28 protein-coding genes are annotated in these 26,548 nt (G+C 35.5%); 1 reads left to right on the plus strand and 27 read right to left on the minus strand.

The window, feature by feature from the left end; all coding sequences use genetic code 11:
• Nucleotides 1-7: 7 nt before the first annotated feature.
• The 18 genes from AC1Q8N_RS27850 to metG all read right to left on the minus strand — a co-directional run bounded on the left by AC1Q8N_RS27850 (nucleotide 8) and on the right by metG (nucleotide 18,957).
• The gene (locus AC1Q8N_RS27850; protein WP_098633781.1) at nucleotides 8-1,609 is read right to left on the minus strand and encodes a putative polysaccharide biosynthesis protein; all 1,602 of its coding nucleotides are present in this window, start codon (nucleotides 1,607-1,609) and stop codon (nucleotides 8-10) included.
• Nucleotides 1,610-1,841: 232 nt separating this feature from the next.
• A complete protein-coding gene (gene spoVT / locus AC1Q8N_RS27855) occupies nucleotides 1,842-2,378 on the minus strand; it encodes a stage V sporulation protein T (RefSeq protein ID WP_048542186.1) in 537 nt (178 codons plus the stop codon).
• A 136-nt stretch (nucleotides 2,379-2,514) separates the two neighbouring features.
• Complete coding sequence (mfd, locus tag AC1Q8N_RS27860) at nucleotides 2,515-6,045, minus strand: transcription-repair coupling factor (protein WP_098642919.1); 3,531 nt, start codon at nucleotides 6,043-6,045, stop codon at nucleotides 2,515-2,517.
• 105 nt (nucleotides 6,046-6,150) lie between these two features.
• Complete coding sequence (locus AC1Q8N_RS27865; RefSeq protein ID WP_000399441.1) at nucleotides 6,151-6,375, minus strand: anti-sigma-F factor Fin family protein; 225 nt, start codon at nucleotides 6,373-6,375, stop codon at nucleotides 6,151-6,153.
• Nucleotides 6,376-6,445: 70 nt separating this feature from the next.
• Entirely contained in the window at nucleotides 6,446-7,006 is a 561-nt protein-coding gene (gene pth / locus AC1Q8N_RS27870) for an aminoacyl-tRNA hydrolase (protein ID WP_080377450.1), read from the minus strand.
• A gap of 72 nt (nucleotides 7,007-7,078) precedes the next feature.
• The gene (locus AC1Q8N_RS27875) at nucleotides 7,079-8,032 is read right to left on the minus strand and encodes a ribose-phosphate diphosphokinase (RefSeq protein ID WP_000107420.1); all 954 of its coding nucleotides are present in this window, start codon (nucleotides 8,030-8,032) and stop codon (nucleotides 7,079-7,081) included.
• Between the two features lie 18 nt (nucleotides 8,033-8,050).
• Nucleotides 8,051-9,430 (minus strand): bifunctional UDP-N-acetylglucosamine diphosphorylase/glucosamine-1-phosphate N-acetyltransferase GlmU, encoded by a 1,380-nt coding sequence (gene glmU / locus AC1Q8N_RS27880; RefSeq protein ID WP_000071045.1) that lies wholly within the window; start codon nucleotides 9,428-9,430, stop codon nucleotides 8,051-8,053.
• Between the two features lie 326 nt (nucleotides 9,431-9,756).
• Entirely contained in the window at nucleotides 9,757-10,050 is a 294-nt protein-coding gene (gene spoVG, locus AC1Q8N_RS27885) for a septation regulator SpoVG (RefSeq protein WP_000454041.1), read from the minus strand.
• A gap of 152 nt (nucleotides 10,051-10,202) precedes the next feature.
• Nucleotides 10,203-10,577 carry a RidA family protein gene (locus tag AC1Q8N_RS27890; RefSeq protein ID WP_493521499.1) on the minus strand — a complete coding sequence of 125 codons (375 nt, stop codon included), beginning with the start codon at nucleotides 10,575-10,577 and terminating at the stop codon, nucleotides 10,203-10,205.
• Between the two features lie 124 nt (nucleotides 10,578-10,701).
• Nucleotides 10,702-11,550, minus strand: coding sequence for a pur operon repressor (gene purR / locus AC1Q8N_RS27895; protein ID WP_000702482.1), 849 nt, complete (start codon nucleotides 11,548-11,550; stop codon nucleotides 10,702-10,704).
• 54 nt (nucleotides 11,551-11,604) lie between these two features.
• Complete coding sequence (gene ispE, locus AC1Q8N_RS27900) at nucleotides 11,605-12,474, minus strand: 4-(cytidine 5'-diphospho)-2-C-methyl-D-erythritol kinase (RefSeq protein WP_000772096.1); 870 nt, start codon at nucleotides 12,472-12,474, stop codon at nucleotides 11,605-11,607.
• Nucleotides 12,475-12,670: 196 nt separating this feature from the next.
• Complete coding sequence (gene sspF / locus AC1Q8N_RS27905) at nucleotides 12,671-12,850, minus strand: acid-soluble spore protein SspF (RefSeq protein ID WP_001985066.1); 180 nt, start codon at nucleotides 12,848-12,850, stop codon at nucleotides 12,671-12,673.
• Between the two features lie 91 nt (nucleotides 12,851-12,941).
• Complete coding sequence (veg, locus tag AC1Q8N_RS27910) at nucleotides 12,942-13,202, minus strand: biofilm formation stimulator Veg (RefSeq protein WP_000044349.1); 261 nt, start codon at nucleotides 13,200-13,202, stop codon at nucleotides 12,942-12,944.
• Nucleotides 13,203-13,440: 238 nt separating this feature from the next.
• Nucleotides 13,441-14,304: a sporulation peptidase YabG gene (yabG, locus tag AC1Q8N_RS27915; RefSeq protein WP_001173738.1), complete on the minus strand. Its 864-nt coding sequence runs from the start codon at nucleotides 14,302-14,304 to the stop codon at nucleotides 13,441-13,443.
• Between the two features lie 110 nt (nucleotides 14,305-14,414).
• Nucleotides 14,415-15,293, minus strand: coding sequence for a 16S rRNA (adenine(1518)-N(6)/adenine(1519)-N(6))-dimethyltransferase RsmA (gene rsmA, locus AC1Q8N_RS27920; protein WP_000651555.1), 879 nt, complete (start codon nucleotides 15,291-15,293; stop codon nucleotides 14,415-14,417).
• Nucleotides 15,290-15,847 (minus strand): ribonuclease M5, encoded by a 558-nt coding sequence (rnmV, locus tag AC1Q8N_RS27925; RefSeq protein WP_000692830.1) that lies wholly within the window; start codon nucleotides 15,845-15,847, stop codon nucleotides 15,290-15,292. Before rnmV ends, rsmA begins: the two co-directional genes overlap by 4 nt.
• A gap of 194 nt (nucleotides 15,848-16,041) precedes the next feature.
• Nucleotides 16,042-16,809: a TatD family hydrolase gene (locus AC1Q8N_RS27930; RefSeq protein ID WP_048542189.1), complete on the minus strand. Its 768-nt coding sequence runs from the start codon at nucleotides 16,807-16,809 to the stop codon at nucleotides 16,042-16,044.
• Nucleotides 16,810-16,974: 165 nt separating this feature from the next.
• Nucleotides 16,975-18,957: a methionine--tRNA ligase gene (metG, locus tag AC1Q8N_RS27935; protein WP_048542191.1), complete on the minus strand. Its 1,983-nt coding sequence runs from the start codon at nucleotides 18,955-18,957 to the stop codon at nucleotides 16,975-16,977.
• A gap of 521 nt (nucleotides 18,958-19,478) precedes the next feature.
• Here metG and abrB point away from each other — a divergent pair.
• Entirely contained in the window at nucleotides 19,479-19,763 is a 285-nt protein-coding gene (gene abrB / locus AC1Q8N_RS27940; RefSeq protein WP_000843039.1) for a transition state genes transcriptional regulator AbrB, read from the plus strand.
• A 20-nt stretch (nucleotides 19,764-19,783) separates the two neighbouring features.
• Here the strand turns inward: abrB and rsmI are convergent, their stop codons facing one another.
• The 9 genes from rsmI to AC1Q8N_RS27985 form a co-directional block, all read right to left on the minus strand.
• On the minus strand, nucleotides 19,784-20,659 hold the full coding sequence (gene rsmI, locus AC1Q8N_RS27945; RefSeq protein ID WP_493521500.1) for a 16S rRNA (cytidine(1402)-2'-O)-methyltransferase: 876 nt from the start codon (nucleotides 20,657-20,659) through the stop codon (nucleotides 19,784-19,786).
• On the minus strand, nucleotides 20,628-20,918 hold the full coding sequence (locus tag AC1Q8N_RS27950) for a GIY-YIG nuclease family protein (protein WP_000414343.1): 291 nt from the start codon (nucleotides 20,916-20,918) through the stop codon (nucleotides 20,628-20,630). Before AC1Q8N_RS27950 ends, rsmI begins: the two co-directional genes overlap by 32 nt.
• Entirely contained in the window at nucleotides 20,905-21,645 is a 741-nt protein-coding gene (locus tag AC1Q8N_RS27955; RefSeq protein WP_088079977.1) for a tRNA1(Val) (adenine(37)-N6)-methyltransferase, read from the minus strand. Before AC1Q8N_RS27955 ends, AC1Q8N_RS27950 begins: the two co-directional genes overlap by 14 nt.
• Nucleotides 21,646-21,766: 121 nt before the next feature.
• Nucleotides 21,767-22,120 carry a DNA replication initiation control protein YabA gene (gene yabA / locus AC1Q8N_RS27960; RefSeq protein ID WP_000412057.1) on the minus strand — a complete coding sequence of 118 codons (354 nt, stop codon included), beginning with the start codon at nucleotides 22,118-22,120 and terminating at the stop codon, nucleotides 21,767-21,769.
• Between the two features lie 14 nt (nucleotides 22,121-22,134).
• The gene (locus AC1Q8N_RS27965) at nucleotides 22,135-22,962 is read right to left on the minus strand and encodes a PSP1 domain-containing protein (RefSeq protein ID WP_000272429.1); all 828 of its coding nucleotides are present in this window, start codon (nucleotides 22,960-22,962) and stop codon (nucleotides 22,135-22,137) included.
• Between the two features lie 5 nt (nucleotides 22,963-22,967).
• A complete protein-coding gene (gene holB, locus AC1Q8N_RS27970; protein ID WP_046954526.1) occupies nucleotides 22,968-23,951 on the minus strand; it encodes a DNA polymerase III subunit delta' in 984 nt (327 codons plus the stop codon).
• Nucleotides 23,952-23,986: 35 nt separating this feature from the next.
• On the minus strand, nucleotides 23,987-24,613 hold the full coding sequence (tmk, locus tag AC1Q8N_RS27975; RefSeq protein ID WP_097917657.1) for a dTMP kinase: 627 nt from the start codon (nucleotides 24,611-24,613) through the stop codon (nucleotides 23,987-23,989).
• A gap of 1 nt (nucleotide 24,614) precedes the next feature.
• Nucleotides 24,615-26,036 (minus strand): aminotransferase class I/II-fold pyridoxal phosphate-dependent enzyme, encoded by a 1,422-nt coding sequence (locus AC1Q8N_RS27980; protein WP_098631493.1) that lies wholly within the window; start codon nucleotides 26,034-26,036, stop codon nucleotides 24,615-24,617.
• A gap of 72 nt (nucleotides 26,037-26,108) precedes the next feature.
• On the minus strand, nucleotides 26,109-26,288 hold the full coding sequence (locus tag AC1Q8N_RS27985) for a sigma factor G inhibitor Gin (protein WP_048542201.1): 180 nt from the start codon (nucleotides 26,286-26,288) through the stop codon (nucleotides 26,109-26,111).
• Nucleotides 26,289-26,548: the final 260 nt, after the last annotated feature.

The following is a 26,548-nucleotide window of genomic DNA, read 5'->3' on the forward strand; positions in this document are numbered from 1 at the left end:
GCCACCTCTATCCACTCTTCTTCAATGAACCTTCTTTTTTCTCTTTTTTCATAAAGGTTCCTATTTCCGCTTTTGTAAATACACGTAATTTTAAAATTAAAAACACATATGTTAATCCACCGATAGCTACACCTAACAATGCCTCAAGTGTTGCAATTCCTCTATGCCTTGTATCAATTACCAATCCAGACATTTGCATCAAACGTATAAATATTATTAATACAAACCCCATACCGATACCACTAATAACTACACCTAACATATTACGCTTATCGATAAGCGATTCGGATACAGCTTGCATAAGTAATGCACTATTTAGCACAGAAATTACAATTAACGCAACTAGTGTTGCAATTGCAGCTCCCTTCACACCAAAATACGGCATTAATGTATAATTTAAAGCTAACTTTAAACAACCCCCAAATATAACGAATATTGCTGGTTTTAATGTTTGTCCTAACCCTTGCAAAATAGAAGCAGTTGTAATCGACAATGAACTAAATAAAATAGATAAAGATAAAATGGATAAAACATCTGACCCATCACTATTTTCAAACAACATAATATTCGTAGGCTGAATAATACAAGTTAATCCAATGGCAGCTGCAAATCCAATAACAAATGTTATTTTCATTGCTAACTTTACCTTTTCTCGAATAAAGGAAAGATCTCCTCTTTCCTTCGCCGCCGTAATAATTGGAATAAGTGACAATGAGAAAGAAGTTGTCACGACAGTACCTAATTGCATAAGCGGGATACTTCTGTCGTAAACACCTTTTAATACCTTTGCACTTTCAGCTTGCTCTCCTGCCCCAATAAGTAAGGAATAGAAGGAAATGGAATCAGCCATTTGTATAAAAATAAGCACTAAGTTACTAATACAAATCGCCAATCCCTGCCAAAACAGAATTTTAATGATCCTCTTTTTTCCCTTAATTCTCTTTACACTCTTGAAAAATATAGAACGAAAGTCATGACGCATATAAAGTACAAGTACGATAATCCCAATTAGTCCGCCTGCGATTGAACCTAACATAGCACCTGCACCGACTGTATATAAATCAAATCCGCGAGCAATTAGGAATAGAGATAAAAATACAATAATAGAAACACGAATTGTTTGTTCTATCACTTGCGAAACAGCTGTTGGCATCATATTATTGAACCCCTGAAAATATCCTCTTGCTACAGATAAAAACGGCATCAATATGAATGAAAATGAAATAACACGTAATAACTTATCTAAGTGTATATCACCCATGGCTGCTGCAATTGTTTCGGCACCAAAAAACAATGTAAAAAAGCCTACGAAACCAATTCCTAATAAAAACCAAAAAGATACACAGATAATTTCTTCTGCTTCTTGTTGTTTCCCTCGCTCTAATCGTTCCGCAACCATTTTTGAAATTATAATGGGGAACCCATAAGTAGCTAAAATTAAACAAAATCCATAAAACGGATAAATTTGTTGGTAAATATAAAAACCAATATCACCCGCTATATTTTGATATGGAATACGGTAAAAAGCGCTTAATACCTTTGTAACAAAACTTGCGATTGTTAATATAATAGCCCCACGCCAAAAGGCTTGATACTTCTTCGATTCCATACAAGAAAACTCCTTTTTCTATTCTCACCCCTCGTATTATATCATAAAGAAAAGGACAAGCTTCCTTGCCTACACGAGTAATAATACGTTCGTGCAACGCTAGAAATGTTCAACGAAAAAAGGTAGCAAAGCGCTACCTTCATTCAATATACATATATCTCCAAATATTTAATTTCTCAAAAAGAAATATCATAATTAGGAAAGATTGCTACTTCTAAAATTCGATATAGCCTTACTGCTCCATTTGTTTCGCTAAAAAGCTTGCAGCTGTATTTACTGACTTATGCTCTACTTCACTTATAATATCCTCTTTAGAGAAGATAACAACAGCTCCAATTGGATCCCCATTCGCAATAATCGGACCAATTGTATAGGAACTCACTTTTTCTGTTACTCCATCAATAATTGAAATTTCGCTTTCATCTGTCATAATTACAGACTTACGCTCTTCCATTGTCTTCTCAATTAAATCGCCAACACTTTTATTTAAGTATTCTTTTTTAGATACGCCTGCTACTGCGATAATAGAATCACGATCGCATACAAGCACATTATGTCCTAAGCTATCGTATAAAGCTTCCGTATATTCCTTTGCAAAATTACCTAGTTCACTAATTGGAGAATATTTTTTCAAAATCACTTCTCCATCGCGATCAACAAATATTTCTAGCGGGTCTCCTTCTCGAATACGTAAAGTTCTACGAATTTCCTTCGGGATTACTACCCTACCTAAATCATCAATTCGACGTACGATTCCAGTTGCTTTCATTCTAATGCTGCCTCACTTTCTACTGATGATCAAAGTGGTGAATTTACCTGTTCATGTAAAAATCACCAACTGTTAGACATAGTATTTTACACATTAGTTCTTCTATGCACGCCGAATTGTATTTTTTTATCTTATATTAGGCATTTATGACTTCTTTTTTTACATCTGGTAGGCCTTTTAATAAATTTTCAGCAATTGTTAACCACTTCGATGTCTCTAAACCATTTGTTTTCATAACGATTTTCAATTGCGACCCTTCCATTCCTAGACCAATCATACGTCCAAAACTATTTCCAAGCATGAATAATTTTCCGCCATCAATATTTTGACTTGCTTGTTCTGAGAACAGAATGGTCACTTCAAATTTATTTTGCTTAATTAACTCAATTTGTTCTTTCATTGCCAATACTTTAATATTTGCAATTTGCAATAAGTAACCAACTTCTTGCGGGTAATCACCAAATCTATCTATCATCTCTTCCTGCAACTCTTCAATATCCTCAACTGCAGAAACACCTCTAAACTGTTTATACATCATAATCTTTTGTTTACTATCTGAAATATAAGCATCTGGTAAATATGCATCTACTTCTAAATCAATTTCAACATTAACTGTATTTTCAACCCCATCTGTTCCTCTACGCTGTTCAATTGCATCTTTTAACATTTGAGAATATAGATCAAATCCGACAGAATCAATAAATCCATGCTGTTCGGCTCCTAACAAGTTACCTGCACCACGAATGGATAAGTCTCTCATCGCAATTTTGAAACCTGACCCAAGCTCTGTGAACTCTTTAATGGCTTGCAGACGCTTCTCTGCAACTTCTGATAACACTTTATCTCGTTTGTATGCAAAGTATGCATATGCAACACGATTAGAACGTCCAACACGACCACGAAGCTGATACAGCTGCGATAATCCCATACGATCTGCATCAAATACAATTAACGTATTTACATTCGGAATATCTACACCCGTCTCAATGATTGTTGTACTTACAAGAACATCATGCTGCCCTTCTAAAAACGATAGCATAACAGACTCTAATTCACCTTCGTTCATTTTCCCATGTGCATACGTTACACGCGCGTCTGGAACTAACATCGAAATTTCATCTGCTTTTCTTTCGATATCCTCCACACGATTATATAGGAAGTAAATTTGCCCACCTCTTGCAAGCTCTCGTTCTATCGCTTCTCGCATTAACGCTGGATTATACTCTACTACATACGTTTGGACTGGGAAACGATTTTCTGGTGGTGTCTCAATAACAGATAAGTCACGCACACCAAGCATAGACATATGGAGTGTACGCGGAATCGGAGTTGCCGTTAATGTTAACACGTCAACATTTGCTTTTAATTGTTTAATTTTTTCTTTATGCGTTACACCAAACCTTTGTTCTTCATCAATAATAAGAAGACCTAAATCTTTATAAGTAACGTCTTTAGATAAAATACGATGCGTTCCAATTACGATATCTACCGTACCATCTTTTAAGCCTTTAATTGTTTCATTTTGCTGTTTTCTCGTACGGAATCTACTTAATAATCCTATATTGATTGGATAATCTTGAAAACGCTCTCGAATTGTTTCATAGTGTTGTTGTGCAAGGATCGTTGTCGGCACTAAAATTGCAACTTGTTTTTCATCCATAATTGCCTTAAATGCCGCACGGATAGCTACTTCCGTCTTTCCATATCCTACATCACCACAAAGAAGCCTATCCATCGGACGTCCACGTTCCATATCTTTCTTAATCTCGTCAATAGAGCGTAATTGATCCTCTGTCTCTTGATATGGGAAAGAAGATTCAAATTCTTGTTGTTCTGCTGTATCTGGTGTATATGCATAACCTTTTGAAGCTTCGCGCTCAGCATATAGTTTAATTAGGTCATCCGCAATGTCTTGTACAGATTTTTCAACTTTCGTTTTGACCTTTTTCCAATCATTTCCGCCCAATTTATAAACTTTAGGATCCTTACCTTCAGATCCTACATATTTCTGCACTTGGTCAATTTGTTCAATTGGAACGTATAACTTATCATTACCTTGATATTTAATATTCAAGTAATCTTTATGAACACCATTAATCTCTAGTGTCTCGATACCTAAGAATTTACCTATACCATGATTTACATGAACTACATAATCTCCAACTTTTAATTCCGAATAACTTTTAATACGTTCAGCATTAGATAACTTCTGCTTACGTTGTGATTTTTTAACTTTTTTATGAAAAAGCTCTTTTTCAGTAATAACAACAAGCTTTTGCATCGGCATTTCAAATCCTGCATGTAAATCACCTACAGCAATTTGCAACCTTCCAGGCAATAATATATCTGTGCCCTCTACGATATCTGCCTCAATATCATAATCACTTAAAATATGTTGTAGTTTTTTTACACGTTCATCATCTGTGCCGAGCACAACAGTCGTAAAATGCCCTTCGTTCCATCTATCAATTTCAGTTTTCAACAACTGCATCTGCCCATGGAAATCTTGCATTGTTTTACATGTCACATTCACAATGTTTTGCGGATGTGTATGTGCTATATGACGTAAGAATAACGTTAAATATACAAAACTTCTTTTTTTATGATGAAGAAATTCCTCAAACGAGTGTGAGAAAGATAAATCTTGAATAATTGTTCCCTCACCAAGAAGTGATATATACCATTCCGCCTCCTCCGTTTCAAGATGTGATGCCGTTTCTTGAATACGGGAAATCTCATCCAAAACTACAATACCATCTTCTGGTAAATAATCTATCAGACTAGCAGGTGCTTTATAGAAAATAGATAAATATTTAAACATCTGTTCTATACTTTGCCCGTTTTTTAACATCTCAACTTCATGACTTACCGTTTCAAGCACTGTAGTCTTCAATTTATCATCGGAAAGTTTTTGCATCGTCTTAGTCAAGCCTTCCTCAAGATGCTCAATTCCCGACTTCAATTCTTCCTGTGAAAATAAAAACTCTGTTGCTGGACCAAATCTAACACTTTCTTTTTTATCTTGAGAGCGCTGTTCATCCACATCAAATAATCGAATAGAATCAACTTCTGTATCGAAAAATTCAATACGAAATGGTAACTCTTCAGTTAATGGGTAAATATCTAATATTCCCCCGCGCAAACTGAATTCCCCAGGAGCTTCTACCATCGACTTACGCTCATAACCAATATGATGTAAAGTATGCAAGAATGTATCTAAATCAATCTCTTGCCCTAGATTGATTTCGATTTGCCTTTGCTTCCACAACTCTTTCATTGGTAAAAATCTGCGTAGTCCTGCAACTGGCGCTACAATAATCCCGTTCTCTCCTGCCGCTAAACGATTCAATACTTCAATACGTTGCGCCTTCAATTCTGGGCTTGCAACACCAATTTCCGATGCTATCAATTCATTTACTGGGTATAACCACACATCTTTTTCACCAAGTAACGCCACTAAATCTTCATGCACTTTTTGTGCTTGATATAAATTATGCGTCACAATAAGTTGTGATTTTTTTGTTTTTTTATATAAGGCCGCCATTAATAACGAACGAGAAGAGGTTGCCATACCTGATACAAGTTGTTCTTTTAAACCATCTTCTAGTCCATTAATAACCGATTGGATCTCTTCATTTTTATAAAATTGCTCTAATAAACCTATCATTTTCAAAACCCCTCTCAACATAAAGAGCAAGCCACTATATTTTATGCAAATATTTTGGAAAAAGAAAACAGAAAAATGCTTTGGACATGCCAAAGCGACAACATTTTATTGCAGAAATTTTTCATATTCATAATACTCAGGATAAGATGCGAGCGTTTCTTGACACGATTCACAAATCGTTTTTATATATATATTTCCATTCTCATGAAAATGAATCATCTCTACTACTTCTTGCTCTGTTAGTTGAAATAAAACGTCGCTATACACTTTTTCTGCAGTAACGGAGCCTACATTACTCCCGCAATGTCTGCAATAATAATACCCTTCCATACTAGCCTCCTAAAAATCTAATTACTACTAGTATGGGTAAAAACAAGACAAAATATTCCCAATCATAACCTTAACTATTGAAGGTATTCATGATTTGAAGAAAAGGTTTATTTAACCATTCTTCACATGCATCCGCTGCTTTTTCAATAGAATGACTCACATCAGGAATTTCTTCCGATGTAAAACGTCCTAATACGTAATCTACTACCTTCATGCCATTTTTCGGACGATCAATTCCCATGCGGATACGTTGAAACTCTTGTGTTCCTAAATGTGAAATTGTTGATTTCACACCATTATGTCCACCAGCACTACCTTTCATACGAAGGCGTAATTTACCTACAGGGATGTCTAAATCATCGTACAGAACAACGAAGTCCTCAACATCAATTTTATAGTAATCCATGAGTGGTCGAATACTTTCCCCAGATAAATTCATATATGTAAGTGGCTTTAATAAGATTACTTTTTCTCCATTAACAAATCCTGCACCAAATACTCCTTTAAATTTTTGTTCATTCAAAGAAATATTCCAACGCTTTGCAAGTTCATCAATCGCCATAAATCCAATATTATGCCTTGTTAATTCATATTCTCTACCTGGGTTCCCAAGTCCTACTATCAATTTCATTCTTGTACCACTACTTTCTTTTTTCGATACGAAAAGACGTAACCAATCTTGGTTACGTCTCATTCTATCCAATTAATTGAATAATACACTTACAGATTCTTCTTCGTATACACGAATGATTGCTTCTCCGATTAGTGGAGCAACTGAAAGTTCATGTACTTTGTCGATTTTCTTCTCTTCTGGTAATACGATAGAGTTCGTTACAACTAACTCTTTAATATTTGAGTTTTGGATACGCTCAATTGCTGGACCAGATAATACTGGGTGTGTACAGCAAGCATATACTTCAGAAGCACCGTTCTCAACAAGAGCGTTTGCTGCTAATGTAATTGTACCAGCTGTATCAATGATGTCATCAATTAAAATTGCTGTTTTACCTTCAATATTACCGATAATGTTCATTACCTCTGATACGTTCGGACGAGGACGACGCTTATCAATAATAGCGATTGGTGCTTTTAGGCGATCTGCCATTTTTCTAGCACGAGTTACCCCACCGTGGTCTGGTGACACGATTACGATATCTTTAAGACCTTTTGTTTCAAAGTAATCTGAAAGAATCGGTACACCCATTAAGTGGTCAATTGGGATATCAAAGAACCCTTGAATTTGTGGAGCATGTAAATCTAGAGTGATTACACGAGTTGCACCTGCTGTTTCAAGCAAGTTTGCTACAAGTTTCGATGTAATTGGTTCACGAGAACGCGCTTTACGGTCTTGACGCGCATAACCATAGTAAGGAATAACAATATTAATTGTTTTTGCAGATGCACGTTTTAATGCATCGATCATAATAAGTAATTCCATGATATGTTCGTTTACTGGGAAGCTTGTAGATTGAATAATGAATACATCGCAACCACGGATACTTTCTTCAATGTTAATTTGAACTTCTCCATCACTAAAACGATCAACAGAACATTTTCCTAGTCCTACTCCAATGTGCTTTGCAATTTGCTCAGCAAGTTCCTTATTAGAGTTTAAAGAGAATACTTTCAAATTAGAATTTAGATATTGAGTCGACATCTAGATTAACCCTCCACATTATGATTTTTTCTTATTCAGCAATTGATCAACATAGTCCTCTTTGTTAACTTGACGTGCACGTGCTACAGATAATGCTTTTGATGGAACATTCTCTGTAATTGTAGAGCCTGCTGCCACATAAGCACCATCTTCAACTGTTACAGGAGCGACAAGGTTTGAATTACATCCAATAAATACCCCGTTACCAATCACAGTTTTGAATTTATTCTTACCGTCATAGTTCACCGTAATTGAACCACAACCAAGATTCACGTCTTCTCCAACTTGTGCATCCCCGATATAACTTAAGTGTGAAGCTTTACTTCTATTACCAAAAACAGTTTTTTTGATTTCCACGAAGTTTCCAACGCGTACTTCATCTCCAATAACTGAATCTGGGCGAATATGTGCAAATGGACCAACCGATACTTCTGTACCAAGTTTACTATCATGTACAGTAGATTGTCGAATTGTCGTACGATCTCCAATTTCACTATCGCGAATTACTGTGTGCGGTCCAATTTCACAATCAGAACCAATTACAGTATTCCCCTCAATAATTGTTCCTGGATGAAGAACTGTATCACTACCGATAATTGCATCAGCAGAAATATACGTGTTACTTGGATCAATAATTGTAACACCATTTACCATGTTTTTACGGTTGATACGGTTTTTCATAATAATTTCCGCTTGCGATAGAGCGACTCTGTCGTTAACACCTAACGTTTCATCGAAGTGCTCTGTTTGATAAGCCGATACGATATGACCTTCATTTTTTAAAATCTCAATAACATCTGGCAGGTAATATTCACCTTGTACGTTATCATTTGAAACTTTAGAAAGTGAGGCGAATAAAGCTTTATTATCAAAACAATACGTACCTGTATTGATTTCTTTAATAGCTAATTCTTTCTCATTTGCATCCTTATGCTCAACAATCTTTTCAACATGACCATTCTCATTACGAACGATACGACCATAGCCAGCAGGTTCTTCTATGTAAGCTGTTAGCACCGTTGCCATTGCCCCTGCTTCTTTATGCTGCTGAAGCAATGCTTCCATCGTTTCAGCAGTTATTAGCGGCGTATCACCACAAATAACTAAAGTTGTTCCTTCTTCATTTGCAAGTACACTTGCAGCTTGATCGACAGCGTGTGCTGTACCAAGTTGTTCTGCTTGTAATGCAAACTCACTTACGTTTCCTAGCTGTTCTTGTACCATTTCAGCACCATGTCCTACGACTGTTACAAGTTTCTGCAATCCTAATTGCGTTACTTGATCGACAACATGTTGTACCATAGGTTTTCCACATACAGGATGAAGCACTTTGTATAGCTTAGACTTCATACGTGTGCCTTTGCCTGCAGCTAGAATCACTGCAAATCTGTTTGACATATAGACCCTCCATCGCAACCTATTTATCCATTAACGATATTATCCTAAATCATCATATATTTCAAGAAACACATTTTAACTATTAAATTTTACCATAATTCTCATACGATGTTTTACTCTTTAGTATCTTTTTTAAGAAATAAGCTATACTATTTAAATTGATTTTGAAAAAATTAGAAGTTTCCTTCTTCATTTTAATGAATTCTGAATTTTCCGCACGTAAAATGTATAAAACTCCAAAAAAAAAAACAAACTCCTGTAAATGCTTACAGGAGTTTGTTGCAAAATTATAGGGATTTCTTTAAAAAGCCCTTTTCATTCGAATTTTACGAAGCACCCGCTTCTTCAAACTCAACCTCTTCTAACTCGCCTAAACGATGATACTCTGTTAAAACCGCATCTTGAATTTTAGAGCGTGTACCAGAATTAATTGGATGTGCAATGTCACGGAATTCTCCATCTGGAGTACGTTTGCTTGGCATTGCTACAAATAATCCATTATTACCATCAATTACACGAATATCATGAACAACAAATTCATGGTCTAGAGTAATAGAGGCAATTGCTCTCATGCGGCCTTCTGTGTTTACGCGGCGTAATCTTACGTCAGTCACTTCCATCTTGTGTTCACCACCCTTTTCTAAATAAGCGATATATTTGTATAAATTCCACAAATTTTCTATTTTCCCTTTAATTTTTTAAAAATTTTTAAGATAAAAATTTTTAATTTAATTGAATATAGAGATTAGTGGAGGTTATCGCTTACAAAGAACTACTTAACTAGGGCAATTACTTCGATTTCAACTGAAACATCTTTCGGTAATTTTGCTACTTGTACACAAGAACGAGCTGGCTTATGAGTAGAGAAATAAGAGCCGTATACGTCATTAACAGCATTAAAATTATCCATATCTTTTAAGAATACTGTTGTTTTTACTACTGAATCAAATGAAGCACCTGCTTCTTCTAATACCGCTTGTAAATTTTGAAATACTTGCTCTGTTTGTACTGTCACGTCTCCTGCTACAAGCTCTCCACTTGCAGTTAACGGAATTTGTCCTGAACTGTAAAACATATTATTTACAATAATCCCTTGTGAATATGGTCCAATTGCTTGTGGTGCATTGCTTGTTTGAACAACTTTCATATTTTTCCACCCTTTTATTATTTATTTTTACTCTTTAAAAATAGTGCACGAAAAGCAGTTTGTCCATCTATTTTATAATTTATAAATAGAATAAAAAAAAGATAAAGCGATCTGCTTTACCTTTTTACTCAGCCTCTACAAGCCCTTCATCAAATGGTGCCAGTGAATAATTTCCCTTTTCCACTTGAATCGCTTTTTCTTTCACATCAACTTCTGATAGACGAATTAATGATACAAAATTATTAATTAGTCGTTCTTCAATATCCGTGGATTCTACTAATACACCAATACCAACAACATTAGCCTTAAACTCTTCTAACATACTCATCATACCTTGAATTGTCCCGCCAGCTTTCATGAAGTCATCAATAATTAAAACATTTGATCCCTCTGGAAGGCTACGCTTTGCTAACGTCATTGTTTGAATTCGCTTAGAAGAACCTGATACATAGTTAATACTAACAGTTGGGCCTTCTGTTACCTTATTATCTTTCCTTGCAATTACTACCGGTACATCTAAGTAATTTGCCACCGCATAAGCAAGTGGAATCCCCTTCGTTGCCACCGTCATAACCGCATCAATTGGTTGCCTAGCAAAAACAGAAGCAAACAAACGACCTGCGCCATTAATATGGCGAGGATTACTTAAAAGATCTGTCATATATAAGTAACCACCAGGCAAAATACGATCTGGATTTTCAAATAAGCTACAAAGCTCACCAATAATTAGATTTGCCTCTTCCTCACTTATATATGGTATATATTTCACTCCTCCTGCTGCTCCTGGTACCGTTTGCAATGTGCCGACCCCTTGTTGTTCAAACGTTTGCTTAATAATAACTAAATCTTCACTAATGGAAGACTTAGCTGATTGATACCTTTCAGCAAAAAAAGTGAGAGAAACTAGCTGACGAGGGTTTTGTAACAAGTAATACGTCATATCGACTAATCTTGTACTTCGTCTAATTTTCATACTCTCACCTCAAATCACGAATATTCTAAACAAATCATAACGTATTATACGTCTTTATTCAAGCGTTTCTCGCTCTCCTAATAAACGTACTGCGTATACTTGTTCACAAAATCCTTTTAATCCGTTATATATACGATGCATTCGCGAATCATGGTGCACAAGACCAAATACCGTTGGGCCACTTCCACTCATTAATACAGCATCCGCCCCAAATCGCTTCATCTGTGCCTTAATACGTGCAACTTCAGGATGCATCGCAAACGTTACATCTTCTAAAACATTACCAACAGTATCACAAATCCCTTTGTAGTCCCCAGCATTTATGACGTTAACCATTTTATCTACATTTGGATGTGTAACTCGATTTAACTTTAAATTTCCATACACATCAGCAGTAGATACACCAATATGGGGTTTTGCTAAAATAACCCAACAAGAAGGTGGAGTTTTTATGTGCTCAATTTGCTCTCCTCTTCCAGTGGCAATTGCTGTCCCACCATATACACAAAACGATACATCTGATCCGATTTTTGCGCCAAGCTCTGCTAACTGATCAATTGTAAGCCCTAAATTCCATAATTTATTAAGACCACGTAATGTCGCTGCTGCATCACTACTTCCACCTGCTAATCCAGCTGCTACTGGAATCGTTTTTTCAATAGTAATAGATACGCCTTTTTTCACATTAAACTTCTCTTTTAATAATTTCGCCGCTTGATAAGCTAAATTTCTTTGGTCGTCTGGGACATACCGATTATGGGATAAAATTTCAATACGGTCTTCTGCTAATTCCATTAGTTCTAAACGATCCGCTAAATCAATTGTTGTCATAATCATTTTCACTTCATGATATCCGTCTTGTCTTTTTCCCAGTACATCTAACGACAGATTAATCTTTGCTGGTGCTTTCACTAGTAGCTTCAATCTATTCACCCACTCTATGTACTCAATCTTTTATCGTTTATTTTACCATAAATTTATAGTAAGACGATGACACTTCCCTAATTATAACGAAAAGCATTCAGAATGAAACTACTTATGTAAAATGATGGCACCTTTTCGAGTACAAAAAGCCGAGGAATCACTCCTCGGCTACCGTAGCATAGAAAGTATCTTACAACTACTGGTTTTGTTTCATTAATTGCTGTTCTGCAATTTCTATAGCACGTTTCACCATGTTACCAGCATCTTTCGCACGAATTCCGCCCCAGCCTTCTTTCTGAACAACATCATAAAAGCCTAGCTCTTTTGCAAGCTCTTCTTTAAATTGATTTGACATGACACCTCTTCGTCTACTCAATGCAGAGTCCCTCCTTATTTTGCTACGGTATAATTAGTATGCAAAATAATATAGCTTTTCATTTGTGGGAATATATGTAACGATACATGAATTATAAAATCACTTCATTATGAGGTTCACCATAAAACGTTAACTCTACTGTCTCTGTTAAAACATCCGCATAGCTATATGATACACGTTGCAACGCATCTTCTTGCTGATCCAATTGTACAACAAAAACAGAACGGTACGTTTCTGCAAGTACACCTGATTGTTCTACTGTTTTTCTTCTCCCACTATTCGCCTTTAACATCAGTCTCTGTCCAAGATGGTGATCTAATTCGCTTTTAATTTCATCTAAACGTTTTGACATATACTTCGTTACACCTCGCTGTAATTTAGATTGAACACTTAAAACACGATATATCTATCCCAATTATTAACCGCAACTCACAGACAATATCATTATAAAAGCATCATGCGTTCAAATAGATAGAAGAAATACTATATTGTAAAAGTATCATTATGTAGTCTGCGCGTTCTTGTCTCTTTTTATCCAAGCTGATTTAAATCCTTCCCATACAAAAAAGCAAGATACATATGTACCTTGCTTATTCTTCATAATGTTGAAAGGGTAAGCCAGTTCGTAAAATCCCCCTCGTCTCAATCCCGCCAAGTCCCTTTTCGCCAGTAATCGTATTACGTACAACATCCCATACATTTACTCTTTCCATAAATGACGTAAAACTAATTTTACCAACCACATATACAGGATCTAGTGCGTGAATATTAATTCTAGATGGTGAACTAGCAAAGTTAGCACCCGCTCGAATTAATGCTTCAAAGTGTGATTGGCATGCCCCAGCAAAAATAACGAGTTGATCCAATGATGGATATTTTTTTCTCACTTCTCGAACAGCCTGTACAAAATGCCTTGAATGCCTATATGCTGCTAAATCTCCCTTTACCCCTTTTGATTTTGTATATGCATCGTGCCCCGTAATAACTAAAATGTCTGGACGAAAATGATCTATTAAATCTACTACCTTTTCATGCATCTCTGTTTCTTTACAATGAATACCTTGTACAGGAACACCAATTTTATTATATAAGTCTAAGCACTTGCGCAAATATAACGGGTCACCATCTATATGCAATACGCGTCCTGGCATTTGAAAATAATTCACCTCACTTGTATATCCACCCGTTGAAGTGTGTTCATGCCTTTGTTTCATTAATACATAATCTTGTTGAAACAAACGATACGTACGCTCCATCGTTTCTTTCTCACGCTTCGCTCTTTTTTTATGCTCTCGTTGATCTATACTAATTAAATCTTCAAGTGGCGCATCTGCCACCAGTCTAATTTCCTCTCCAAATAATATAGCTATCTCGCCTTTTATTTCTATAATACGAAAAAGGATATCCCTATTATGAGAATATCGTTCCACTAATTCTCCAACATGTAAAGCCATTCTCCTACCTCCAAACTCGTTAGGCCATCTTACCTGTTTTTAAAGTATGAATGTAGGAGAGGAAAGGTGACAAAAGGGACAGTTCAAGTTGAACTGTCCCTTTTCTATTCTTATGACAATTTATGAAGAACTAATGCATTACTTAATGTTGCAAACTCTTCGATAGATAGCGTTTCGCCTCTTCGTTTTGGATCAATTCCCACTTCTGTTAAAATTCGATCCAACAGCTCTTTATCTTTCGGGAAACCATTTAAATTATTTGATAAATTATTCATTAAAGTTTTACGACGCTGTGCAAAACTTGCTCGTACTACTTCAAAGAAGAATGTCTCATCTGTTACTTCTACAACTGGTTTTGGGCGCTTTAGGAGACGAATAATCGCAGAATCAACATTTGGTTGTGGCACAAACACTGTACGTGGTACAGTCATAACTGTTTCCACTTCTGTATAATACTGAATAGCAATGGATAAAGAACCATACTCTTTCGTTCCAGGTTTAGCAGCTAAACGATCTCCAACTTCTTTTTGCATCATAACAACAAATCCACGAACCGGTAATTTCTCTTCCAACAATTTAAATAAAATTGGCGTTGTAATATAGTACGGTAAGTTCGCTACTACCATTACATCTTGCCCTTCCTCAAATTGCTCACTAAACACCTCATGTACATCTGCCTTTAGTACGTCTTTATTTATAACTGTAACGTTGCTATATGGAGCTAACGTCTCATCTAAAATCGGTAATAACCTCTGATCAATTTCAAAAGCTACTACTTTTTTAGCACGCTTCGCTAATTGTTCTGTTAACGCACCGATACCTGGTCCAATTTCAATTGCACCACTTTCTGAACCAATTTCAGCGTGATCGACAATACGATTTAATACATTCGTATCAATTAAAAAATTTTGTCCTAAACTTTTTTTGAATGAAAATCCATACTTTTCAACAATGTCTTTCGTACGATTTGGCGTTGCGATATCCTTCATTTTCTTTCCTCCTGTATGACTTGCTTATAAGCTTCTGCAAACGATTCTTTTGAAACTTGAAACATTTGTAAACGTTTATGTAACTGTTTTGCGTTTGTATAACCAATCTTTAATAGCTTACCCATTCTTTCTCTGCGACTCTTTGCCATTTCTCCGCCCACTAAGCCTGCATCGACTAAATCGCTCCAACTGATTTCACTTGTGTAAGCTTCCATTTCTTCATGTATATTCTCTAAAGCACGGCGAATTGATTCATTAGAAGCATGTTCAATCCCGACACCCTTTTTCCTTTTGGCAAGTGCTTCTTCCTTCGGTAAAAAAGCGTGTTTACATCCAGGCACCTTATCAGAAATAATTTTTCGAATACGCTCTCCAGGATAATCCGGATCTGTGAAAATAATAACGCCCCGTTTTTGCAGCGCTAATTTAACTTGCTCAATAACATGATCACCGATTGCTGAACCGTTCGTTTCAATTGTATCCGCATCAACAGCACGCTTAATCGCAACTGTATCATCTTTACCTTCTACAACGATAATCTCTTTAATTTTCATGCTTGCCTCCACACTCGTTTCGTCTCTACTTAGTAAAACAAAAAAATGACGACTTTTCCATTATTATTTTCCCCATTCTTACATTTTAAAAAATAGAATGTCCAAAACTTTGTTCTCTCTCCTTATTGTAACACTTCCTCATTCGCCCTTATTTTTTCACAAAAATAAAAAAGAATGGGTTCTCCCACTCCTTTTTATTCAACACCAAATAAAGCTTTTGCATTTTTTGTTGTTATTTCTGCTACTTCCTCATAAGAAATTCCTTTTAAATTCGCAATTTCTTCTGCTACGAGTTTTACATAACTCGGTTCATTTCGTTTTCCTCGAAATGGATGTGGTGTTAAATATGGACAATCTGTCTCTATTAACAATTTCTCTAACGGAATCTCCACAGCAACTTCTTTCGGCTTCTTAGCATTTTTAAATGTAACTGGTCCACCTAACGAAATTAAAAAGTTCATATTAACACATCGCTCTGCTACTTCTACGCTGCCGCTAAAGCAATGCATAATGCCTCCCACTTCAGCTGCATTCTCTTCTTCTAGAATATCAACAATATCTTGAGTTGCATCGCGATTATGTATAATAATCGGCAATTTCACTTTTTTAGCCAATGCAATTTGTTTACGGAATACTTCCTTCTGTATTTCTTTTGGAGACTTATCCCAATGATAATCTAATCCCATCTCTCCAAGCGCAACGACTTTAGGATGAGAAGCAAGTTCTTCTAACCAAGCTAGATGTTCTTCTGTCATGTCAATTGCATCAACTGGATGCCATCCAACCGCAGCGTAAATAAAATCATAAGTTTCAGCTAATTCAATCGCCTTTTTTATCGTTACTTCATCAAAACCAACAACAACTGTATAGGTAACTCCCGCTTCTTTCATTCGTGCAATAACCTCTTGCAAATCTTCTTCAAATTGCTCTGCATTCAAATGTGAATGTGTATCAAACAACATAATACATAACTCCTTTTATATTGAAATCAAGTTTATTCTAAAAAATAAGCTCTTTAATAACTTAACGATAACAATACTATAATTTTAATGCAAAAATAGAGAGTGTAAAAAGAAAAAAGACGCTTCACACATGTTACACGTGAAACATCTCTTTTCTTGTCTTAATTACTTGATTTTTGTACCGTTTGGTAGATTTTGGTCGATTGATGCTAATGACAATACGCCATTCTCTTCACCCGCTAAAATCATACCTTGTGATAATTCACCGCGTAATTTTACAGGTTTTAAGTTTGTTACACAAATAACCTTTTTACCTTTTAGGTCTTCCGGCGAATAGAATTTTGCAATTCCTGAAACAACTTGACGCTTTTCTGTACCTAAATCCAGCTGAATTTTTAACAACTTATCTGCTTTTTTCACAGGTTCAGCTGATAGTACTTCAGCTACACGTAATTCTACTTTAAAGAAATCATCAATTGTAATTTCTTCTGCTTTCGGTTCTTCTTCTTTTTTCTCTTCTACTTTAGGAGCAGAGCTTTTCATTTGTTCTTTAATGTACCCTACTTCTACTTCCATTTCTAAACGAGGGAAAATCGGGTTTCCTTTTTCTACTTTTGTTCCAGCTGGAATACAGCCAATTGTAGATAGGCTTTCCCAAGATTTATGTGCCTCTTCAGTAAGTCCAAGCTGAGCAAACATCTTACTTGGTGCTACTGTTAGGAACGGCATAAGCATAATACCTGTTTGACGAAGCACCTCTGCTAAGTGGGCCATTACAGAAGCTAATTTTTCACGATCATTCTCATCTTTCGCTAATACCCACGGTTGTGTTTCATCAATATATTTATTTGCACGGCTAACCAATTGCCAAATTGAGCTTAACGCTACAGAGAATTCCATATTCTCCATTGCCTCTTCTACTTTTTTCAATGTATCTTTTGCAAACGTTACTAACGTTTCATCGAATTCCGTTACATTTTCTTTAAATGCAGGGATTTCTCCGTTAAAGTACTTATCAATCATAGCTACTGTACGATTTAATAAGTTACCTAAGTCATTTGCTAAATCGAAATTAATGCGCTCCACAAATCCTTCTGGTGTGAATACGCCATCAGATCCGAATGGAACTTCACGAAGCAAGTAATAACGTAATGCATCTAATCCGTAACGATCGATTAAAGTAACTGGATCTACTACGTTTCCTTTTGACTTACTCATCTTTCCATCCTTCATTAAAATCCAACCATGAGCAAAGATTTTTTTCGGAAGAGGTAAATCTAATGCCATTAAAATGATTGGCCAATAAATTGTATGGAAACGAACGATTTCTTTTCCAACTAAATGTACATCAGCTGGCCAGAATTTCTTATACATCTCTTCATTTTCTGTTCCATAACCTAATGCTGTAATGTAGTTAGATAATGCGTCAACCCATACGTAAATAACGTGTTTCGGGTTACCTGGAACACGAACTCCCCAGTCAAATGAAGTACGAGAAACAGCTAAATCTTCTAGGCCTGGTTTAATGAAGTTATTAATCATCTCATTCTTACGAGACTCTGGCTGAATGAAATGTGGATTATCTTCATAGAATTTTAATAGTCTGTCGACATATTTACCCATTCTAAAGAAATACGATTCTTCACGAACAAGTTCTACATCATGACCACTATCTGGGCTTTTTCCTCCAACTACTTTTTCCCCTTCCATAATTGGATCTACTAATTGATGCTCTGTATAGAATGTCTCATCTTGTACAGAATACCAACCTTCATATTCATCAAGATAAATATCACCTTGATCTACTAGTTGCTTGAAGATTTTTTCAACAACATCTTTATGACGATCTTCAGTTGTACGAATAAAATCATCATAAGATATATCCATTTTCTCCCAAAGTTCTTTAATTCCTGCAACAATGTTATCCACATATGCTTGTGGTGTAACATTTAATTCTTCTGCTTTCTTTTGGATCTTCTGTCCATGCTCATCAGTTCCTGTTAAATAATGAACATTGTATCCTTGCATACGCTTATATCGTGCCATCGCATCTCCTGCTACTGTTGTATAAGCATGTCCAATGTGTAATTTTCCACTTGGATAATAAATTGGGGTAGTAATATAAAAGGACTTATTTTCCTCTGTCATTGTTTTGGACCTCCCGGATAACCTCATATGTATTTATAAATAGTATATCAAAAACTTATATATAAAGTGAAACTTTAATCTGTGGGGGTTTTGTTCACTCCCGCGGATTATTAGCCCGCACCAATCAGGCTTTTATGAGCAATCCGACTCCAACTTAACTTCTTTGCTCCAGCCAAATTTAAAATTTAGAATCTTACTGCTTGGCAAATAGCGAGATAAAAACGAGTTAATACTTAATATCTTTATCATCTATTGCTCATATTTCAAGAAAATATACAGTCCTTACTTACAATCTATAAACTTTTCTGAAAATAAAGTGAAATAATAGTAGAAATTACTCTCATTCTATTATATATAAGAAGTAAGAAATCTATAAATCTTTTTAAAAAATATAGAATTAAAGAATTGACGGAAATGTAAATGATTGGTATCATATGTCCATAGGGTATTTTGTCGAAAAATGACGAATCTAGAAAATAGACTCGAAACTTATAAACTATTTCTTTAGGAGGAAAAGAATTATGAAATCTACTGGTATCGTTCGTAAAGTTGATGAATTAGGTCGTGTAGTAATTCCAATCGAATTACGCCGCACTTTAGGTATTGCAGAAAAGGATGCTCTTGAAATCTACGTTGATGACGAGAAAATCATCTTAAAAAAATATAAGCCAAACATGACTTGCCAAGTAACTGGTGAAGTATCTGATGGTAACCTATCTTTAGCTGAAGGTAAAATTATCTTAAGCAAAGAAGGCGCTGAGCGAATCTTAAACGAACTTCAAGATTATATCGAAACAGCAAAATAAGCTTCTCAATTATGAGAAGCTTATTTTTTATCGACATGATAGATTTGATATACATCGCGTTTCGACAAATCTCGATCTTTAGCGACTGTTTTTATTGCCTCTTTTGAATTCATACCTTTTTCGTTTATATAATGTTCAATATGATCATATACCGAAATAGATTCCCACCATTGTTCTTCCGGGGTAGGTTCTTCCGTTGAACCAGCTACTAAAATACAAAACTCGCCACGAACTTCATTTTGTTTCGCCCACTCAATTGCTTCCTCAACTGTTCCACGAATAAATTCCTCAAATTTTTTCGTTAACTCTCGACATAATACAATTTCTCTATTTCCCAACACTTCTTGCATTGAGATTAAAGTATCATCTAAACGATGGGGCGCTTCATAAAACATCATTGTAGTTTGTACATAACGAAGCTTCTCTAACTCCATTTTTCTTTCTTTTTTATTTCTTTGTAAAAATCCATAGAAATAAAATTGTTTTGTTTCAAGACCTGATGCAATTAATGCTGTAAGGGCTGCATTTGCCCCAGGAAGCGGGATTACATGATACTGTTCTGCTACAGCCTCTACAACAATATCGTAACCTGGATCGGAAATACAAGGCATACCAGCATCACTAACAAGTGCTACAGTCTTCCCTTCGTCTAACTTCCCTAATATTTTCTTACCACTTACTTCCTTATTATGCTCATGGTAACTCATAACGGGGGTTTCAATTTCGAAATAATTACAAAGTTTTTTCGTTTGTCTCGTATCTTCAGCAGCAATTAAATCAGCTTCTTTTAAAATTCGGATTGCACGAAATGTCATATCTTCTAAATTTCCAATAGGAGTTGGTACTAAATATAAAACTCCCTTTTCATTTTGTTGAAAGCTTTTTTGTTGCCACATAGCGTTCTCCTTTTTGCATATATTCTTCTTTTTGTTTTCTATTTAACTGCTTAAAATAATACTCTGCTTGCATAGCTGTACGCTTATCTTCATGAAATTCTATGTATTTTAAAACAACAGGAAGTCTAGCACGCGTATACCTAGCCCCTTTTCCACTATTATGGGTCTGAATCCGCTTCTCTATATGATTTGTATATCCAGCATAATAACTTCCGTCAGAGCACTCTACAACATAAAAACAATGCTTATTCTTCTCCATATAAAATTGAACGAATCTCCTTTGTATATTCATTATTTGCTTCATATACAAAAAGAGGGGGCAATATTTTCAAATCTGCGTTTCCATCCTTAATTCCTTCAATTAACAATGTATTCGCTTCTTTCCCTGCCTTAGGATAAACAAATCGCACACGCTTTGGTTCAATTTTGTATTTACGCATTAATGTAACAATATCTAGCAAACGACCTGGACGATGTACAAATGCTACTTTCCCACCTTGCTTTACTAACTGACTACTTGCAGATACAACATCCTCTAATGTACACATAATTTCATGACGAGCTATCGCTAAATGTTCATTCATATTTTTCTCAGAAGTTGCAGGTGTTTGAAAATAAGGGGGATTACATGTAACTACATCATATTGATGACGTCCAAGTTTCTCCGGCATATCTTTCAAATCCCCATGTATTAAGTGAATTCTTTCTTCTAACTTATTGTATTGAACGCTTCTGATTCCCATATCATATAAACGTTCTTGAATTTCTACACCTGTAATGTTTCCCTTTGTTCTGGTACTTAATAAAAGGGGGACAACTGCGTTACCTGTACACAGATCAAGTACATTACCTTTTTGAATCGGCACCCAAGCAAAGTCTGCAAGTAAAACAGCATCTAACGAGAAATTGAATACTGATGGGCTTTGTACAATCTTCATATCTTGCGCTAATAAGTAATCTAAACGTTCATCTTCATATAAATTCATATGTTACTCCTTTTCTTACACTTAACCTACCCTATTTCATCTTCTACTAATAAAAAAACATATTTCATTCTACTCTCATGTATAAAAAATTACCTTTCCAATTATCATTGGAAAGGTAATTTCACTTTTTATTTAAAAATGACAGGCAGAATAAACAATCTCCCTCTTTACGTACACTTCCATAATGCAGATTACAAATATGAAAACCTTCTTGATATAGCCTTGCTAAATTATCATAGCCTTCGCCAATATCAGTTGTCTTCGGCTTCACTTCTTTACGTTTTTGAGTTTTTTGTTTTTCCTTAATCTGCACTTCTTCAAAGCGGTGTCGCAAATTTTCATTTTCCATTTTTATATGTTGGTTCTCTTCCAACAACTCTGCAAGATGTTGTTTTAATTCTCCCAACTGTTTGTATAAATGTCCAATTTGCTCTTCCATACTAGAAACCGATGCAAAAATATCTTTTTTCTCCACAAGCACCCACCTCATTAATCTGTGGTTTGACTCGAAACGACCCCTTTATTCACTAACTCATCTAACGTATATTCTACTATCCGTTCCTTGTCTACTAGTTCCACTTGAATTAATCTTTCTAAAATATTTAATCCGATAACACGGCCAGTACCATGCGGGGTTTGTATACGTTGATCTAAATCAGGAAGTTGTTCCTTTGCTGCCTCATATTCATCATTCTCATATTTTAAGCAACACATTAAGCGACCACATAAACCAGAGATTTTTGCAGGATTTAATGATAAATTTTGATCCTTTGCCATCTTAATGGATACAGGTTCAAAATCTCCTAAAAAAGTAGAACAACAAAGCATACGACCACACGGACCAATACCACCAAGCATCTTCGCTTCATCACGAACACCAATTTGTCTTAGTTCAATTCTTGTCCTAAAAATTGCCGCTAAGTCCTTCACTAGTTCGCGGAAATCAATCCGACCATCCGCAGTAAAGTAGAAAATAATCTTATTGCGATCGAACGTATACTCTACATCTACAAGTTTCATATCAAGATTATGCTCTACTACCTTTTGCTGACAAACTTGATATGCTTCTTTTGCAGCATGTTTGTTCTCTTCAACAATGGTACGATCATTTTCATTTGCAATACGAATAACCTTTTTTAGCGGTAATACAACGTCGTTTTCATCAACTTGCTTTTTGGTAATAACTACTTTTCCGTACTCAATACCTCTTACTGTTTCTACAATTACAAACTCATTTTCAGAGATATCGAACTGATTCGGATCGAAGTAATACACCTTTCCGGCCTTCTTAAAGCGAACACCTACTACATCATACAAAACGGTCATCCCTCCTGCAACCGCAACACTAACTGTTCGAACACAAGCTGCGCATTTACATTAGCGTTGATTCTATTTTTTGCCTCTAATATATTAAAGAGAGCTGATACAATGCGCTTCTGAGCATAGGAGAAAGATTCAAACATCTCTTTCTGCTCATGAAAAACAAGACGATCTTCTTCTCCAAGTTGAACATATAATAAATCCTTATAAATAAGGAGCAACATATCTAAACCTTGCTGTAATTGTTCTTTCTCTCTAAAGTGTTTCCCCCATTTTTCTTGTACAAAAAAAATAGAGGCTTTATCCTTTTCGAGCGCTTCACATAATTTTATCACTAAAGCTCGTGCTTGTGCAAACCATTCATCACTACATAAAGCTAAAGCTTCATCAAAACTATTCGTGAGTTGCGCAGCAAGTGTCGATAAAGATGCCGTAATACCTTCATCCTGTAATCTTCTAATTAAAGATTCCGTAGGTAACGGTCTAAATGTAACAACTTGACAGCGAGATAAAATCGTATTTAAAATTTGATGACTTTGTTCAGTAAGTAAAATAGCTGTTGTATCACTACTTGGTTCTTCTAAAAATTTTAAAAGTGTATTCGCTGCATTTGCTGTCATACGATCTGCGTGCTCAATAATATATACTTTTTTATTTGCTTCTAATCCTGTTTTTGAAAACTCTTCTTGTAAATCATGAATTTGCTGTTTCTTAATAGATAATCCGTCTGGTTTTACAATATGTAAGTTAGGGTGGTTACCTGAATCAATTCGCTTACAATTTGTACATACGTGACAAGGCTCTACCCCATTCCGCCCAGAACAGAGAAAACTCTTTGCCATTTGAATTGCCGTTGCAAACTTTCCAGTCCCTTTCCCTCCCTCTAACAAGTAAGCGTGGGATATACGCTCTTTTGCAATGCTATTCATCAACATTTTTACACCGATGGGTTGTATAGCAGAAAGCTGCTCCCACGTCTTCGTCATAATGCATACCTCACTTATTTCATTCTTTCCTTCTATTATAACAATTTATCTTCTATAATCTTAACAACTTCTTCTATAAGTTTTTCCATTGGTTGATCAGCATTTACCAATACAATACGATCTGAGAAACGTTCTACAACTTGTAAATATCCTTCACGGACACGTTTATGGAAAGAGATATCTTCCATATCTAATCGATTTACTTCACGTCCTGCATCTTTTTCAATGCGAGCTAAACCAATCTCTGGTTCAATGTCTAGGTAAATCGTTAAACTAGGCATACAGTCCTCTGTTGCGAAACGATTTATTTCAAATACTTTATCCATACCTAACCCTCTTGCATATCCTTGATACGCTAAAGAGCTATCTATAAAACGATCACATAATACAAGGTAGTCCTCGTTAAGTGCCGGCATAACCTTTTCCACCAAATGTTGTCTACGTGCAGCAGCATACAAAAGCGCCTCTGTACGTGCTTCCATCATCGTATATTCTTGTTTATGTAAAATTGTTCTAATATCCTCTGAAATTGCAATGCCACCTGGTTCTCTCGTCGCCATTACCTTTTGTTCTTTTTGTTCAAAGTACGGCAATAAACTTTTAATTAACGTTGTTTTACCCGAACCTTCTGGACCTTCAATTGTTACAAATAATCCCTTCATTCTAAAACCTACTTTCTATATCATACACTTTCATATATTTCGTGCTACCTTGAAAACGAGCGCCTGATTGCTCTAAATACATAATTTGCTCTTTATGTTCTGAAGTAATTCTTTCTCCATACATAATCAATGGAATTCCAGGTGGGTACGGAATTACCATTTCTGCCGCTATCATCCCAACTGCTTCTTCTACAGATACTACTTTTGTTTCATATCCTTCCAGTTGTTTATATGTATACGGTAAAGGAGAAAATTCTCCTTTATAAGTATAACGAATAGATTCCTTCTTGTCTTTCACCTCATAATATTGCAATGCCCCTCGGATCATCTCTATAGCCTTCATATACTCCTTATTTACTTGCAAGGGCAAAATAAATAGGACATTATATGGATCCGCCATTTCTGTATATATACCGACCTTTTCAAATACAGACTGTAATTCGTATCCTGATAACTGACAACGTGTCTGTACAGTAACCTTTAACTCGTCTTGTAATGGATATTGTAAAATAGCTATTTGTGGAATAGAACACAATTCGTCTTTAAATCCCCGTAAAAACTCGACAATTTCATCATGTCCCTTTTCTTTTATACGTGCTATTGTAAAGCGTGCAATATCAAGAGAAGTCATAATTGGATACGATGGACTACTAGATTGTAGCATACTTAAATAGGTAGAAACTTTTTCTTCTTTCACTAAGCGACTATTTATATGTAAATAGGAACCCATTGTCATCGCGGGTAATGTTTTATGTGCAGAATGAACTACAATATCTGCACCATATGCTAATGCTGACTTTGGAAATGCTCCCCCTAAACAAAAATGGGCTCCATGTGCTTCATCTACTAAAACAGGGATTTTATGTGCATGTGCATAAGCGATGCTTGCCTCTAGATCCATCCCCATACCATAATAATTAGGATGCGTTAAAATGAGTGCTTTAGCATTTGGATATTTTTCAATTGCTTCCTTAATAATTTCATCATGAATTCCCACTGGTACATTATAAGCTTCATCAATCCATGGATCTAAAAAAATTGGATTTGCGCCCGCTAATTTTAAACCATTAATAATTGATTTATGACAATTTCTTTGTACAAGAACAATATCATGTTCTTCACAACAAGACAAAATCATTGCTAGGTTCCCTACTGTTGAACCATTAATTAAAAAATAACTTTTTTTCACTCCATATACATCAGCTAATAATTGTTGTGCCTCATCTATACATTCAAACGGACTATGTAAATCATCTAACCCAGACAACTCAGTTACATCGATAGATAGTATATCTTTAAACTCCCCTACAGCTTCCTGAGGGAAGTTTAAACCATTTTTATGACCTGGAACATGAAAGGATAACGGCCCTCTTTCTTTAAACTCTGTTAATGCCTCATATAAAGGTATGCGATTTTGATTCATCTATATCTCTTCCTTATTATTTCATTCTTCCTCTATTATACAGAACAAAAAAAATAATAGGCATATGCCTATTTAAAAATATGATACTTCTAATTTCCGAAGCTGTTTTAAATAATATATATACTTCGGATCATTTGTCTCCGTATTCACCATATCCTTTTCACATTCATAACATATTAAATTATTATAAACATATATCCCTTCTTTTCTTTTTGTCTCACAAACAATACAAACTTCATTTTGTGCTTTCATAACCTTCCCTCCCTATTTAAATGGACATATTTTATACTTCTATTCCTTAACAATTTACAGAAAAATATACATCCACCTCTTATATAATATGATTAACCCTTGGGCAACGTGTTTGTATTACCATTACTTCTTTTTTCGTACTGTTTGAAAACAGAAAAAAACACAAGTCAAAAGACTTGTGTTTTTAGTTGCTTGGCGACGTCCTACTCTCACAGGGACAAGGTCCCAACTACCATCGGCGCTAGAGAGCTTAACTTCCG

It is taken from the genome of Bacillus sp. GW823-FHT06B01 (genome assembly GCF_058952315.1).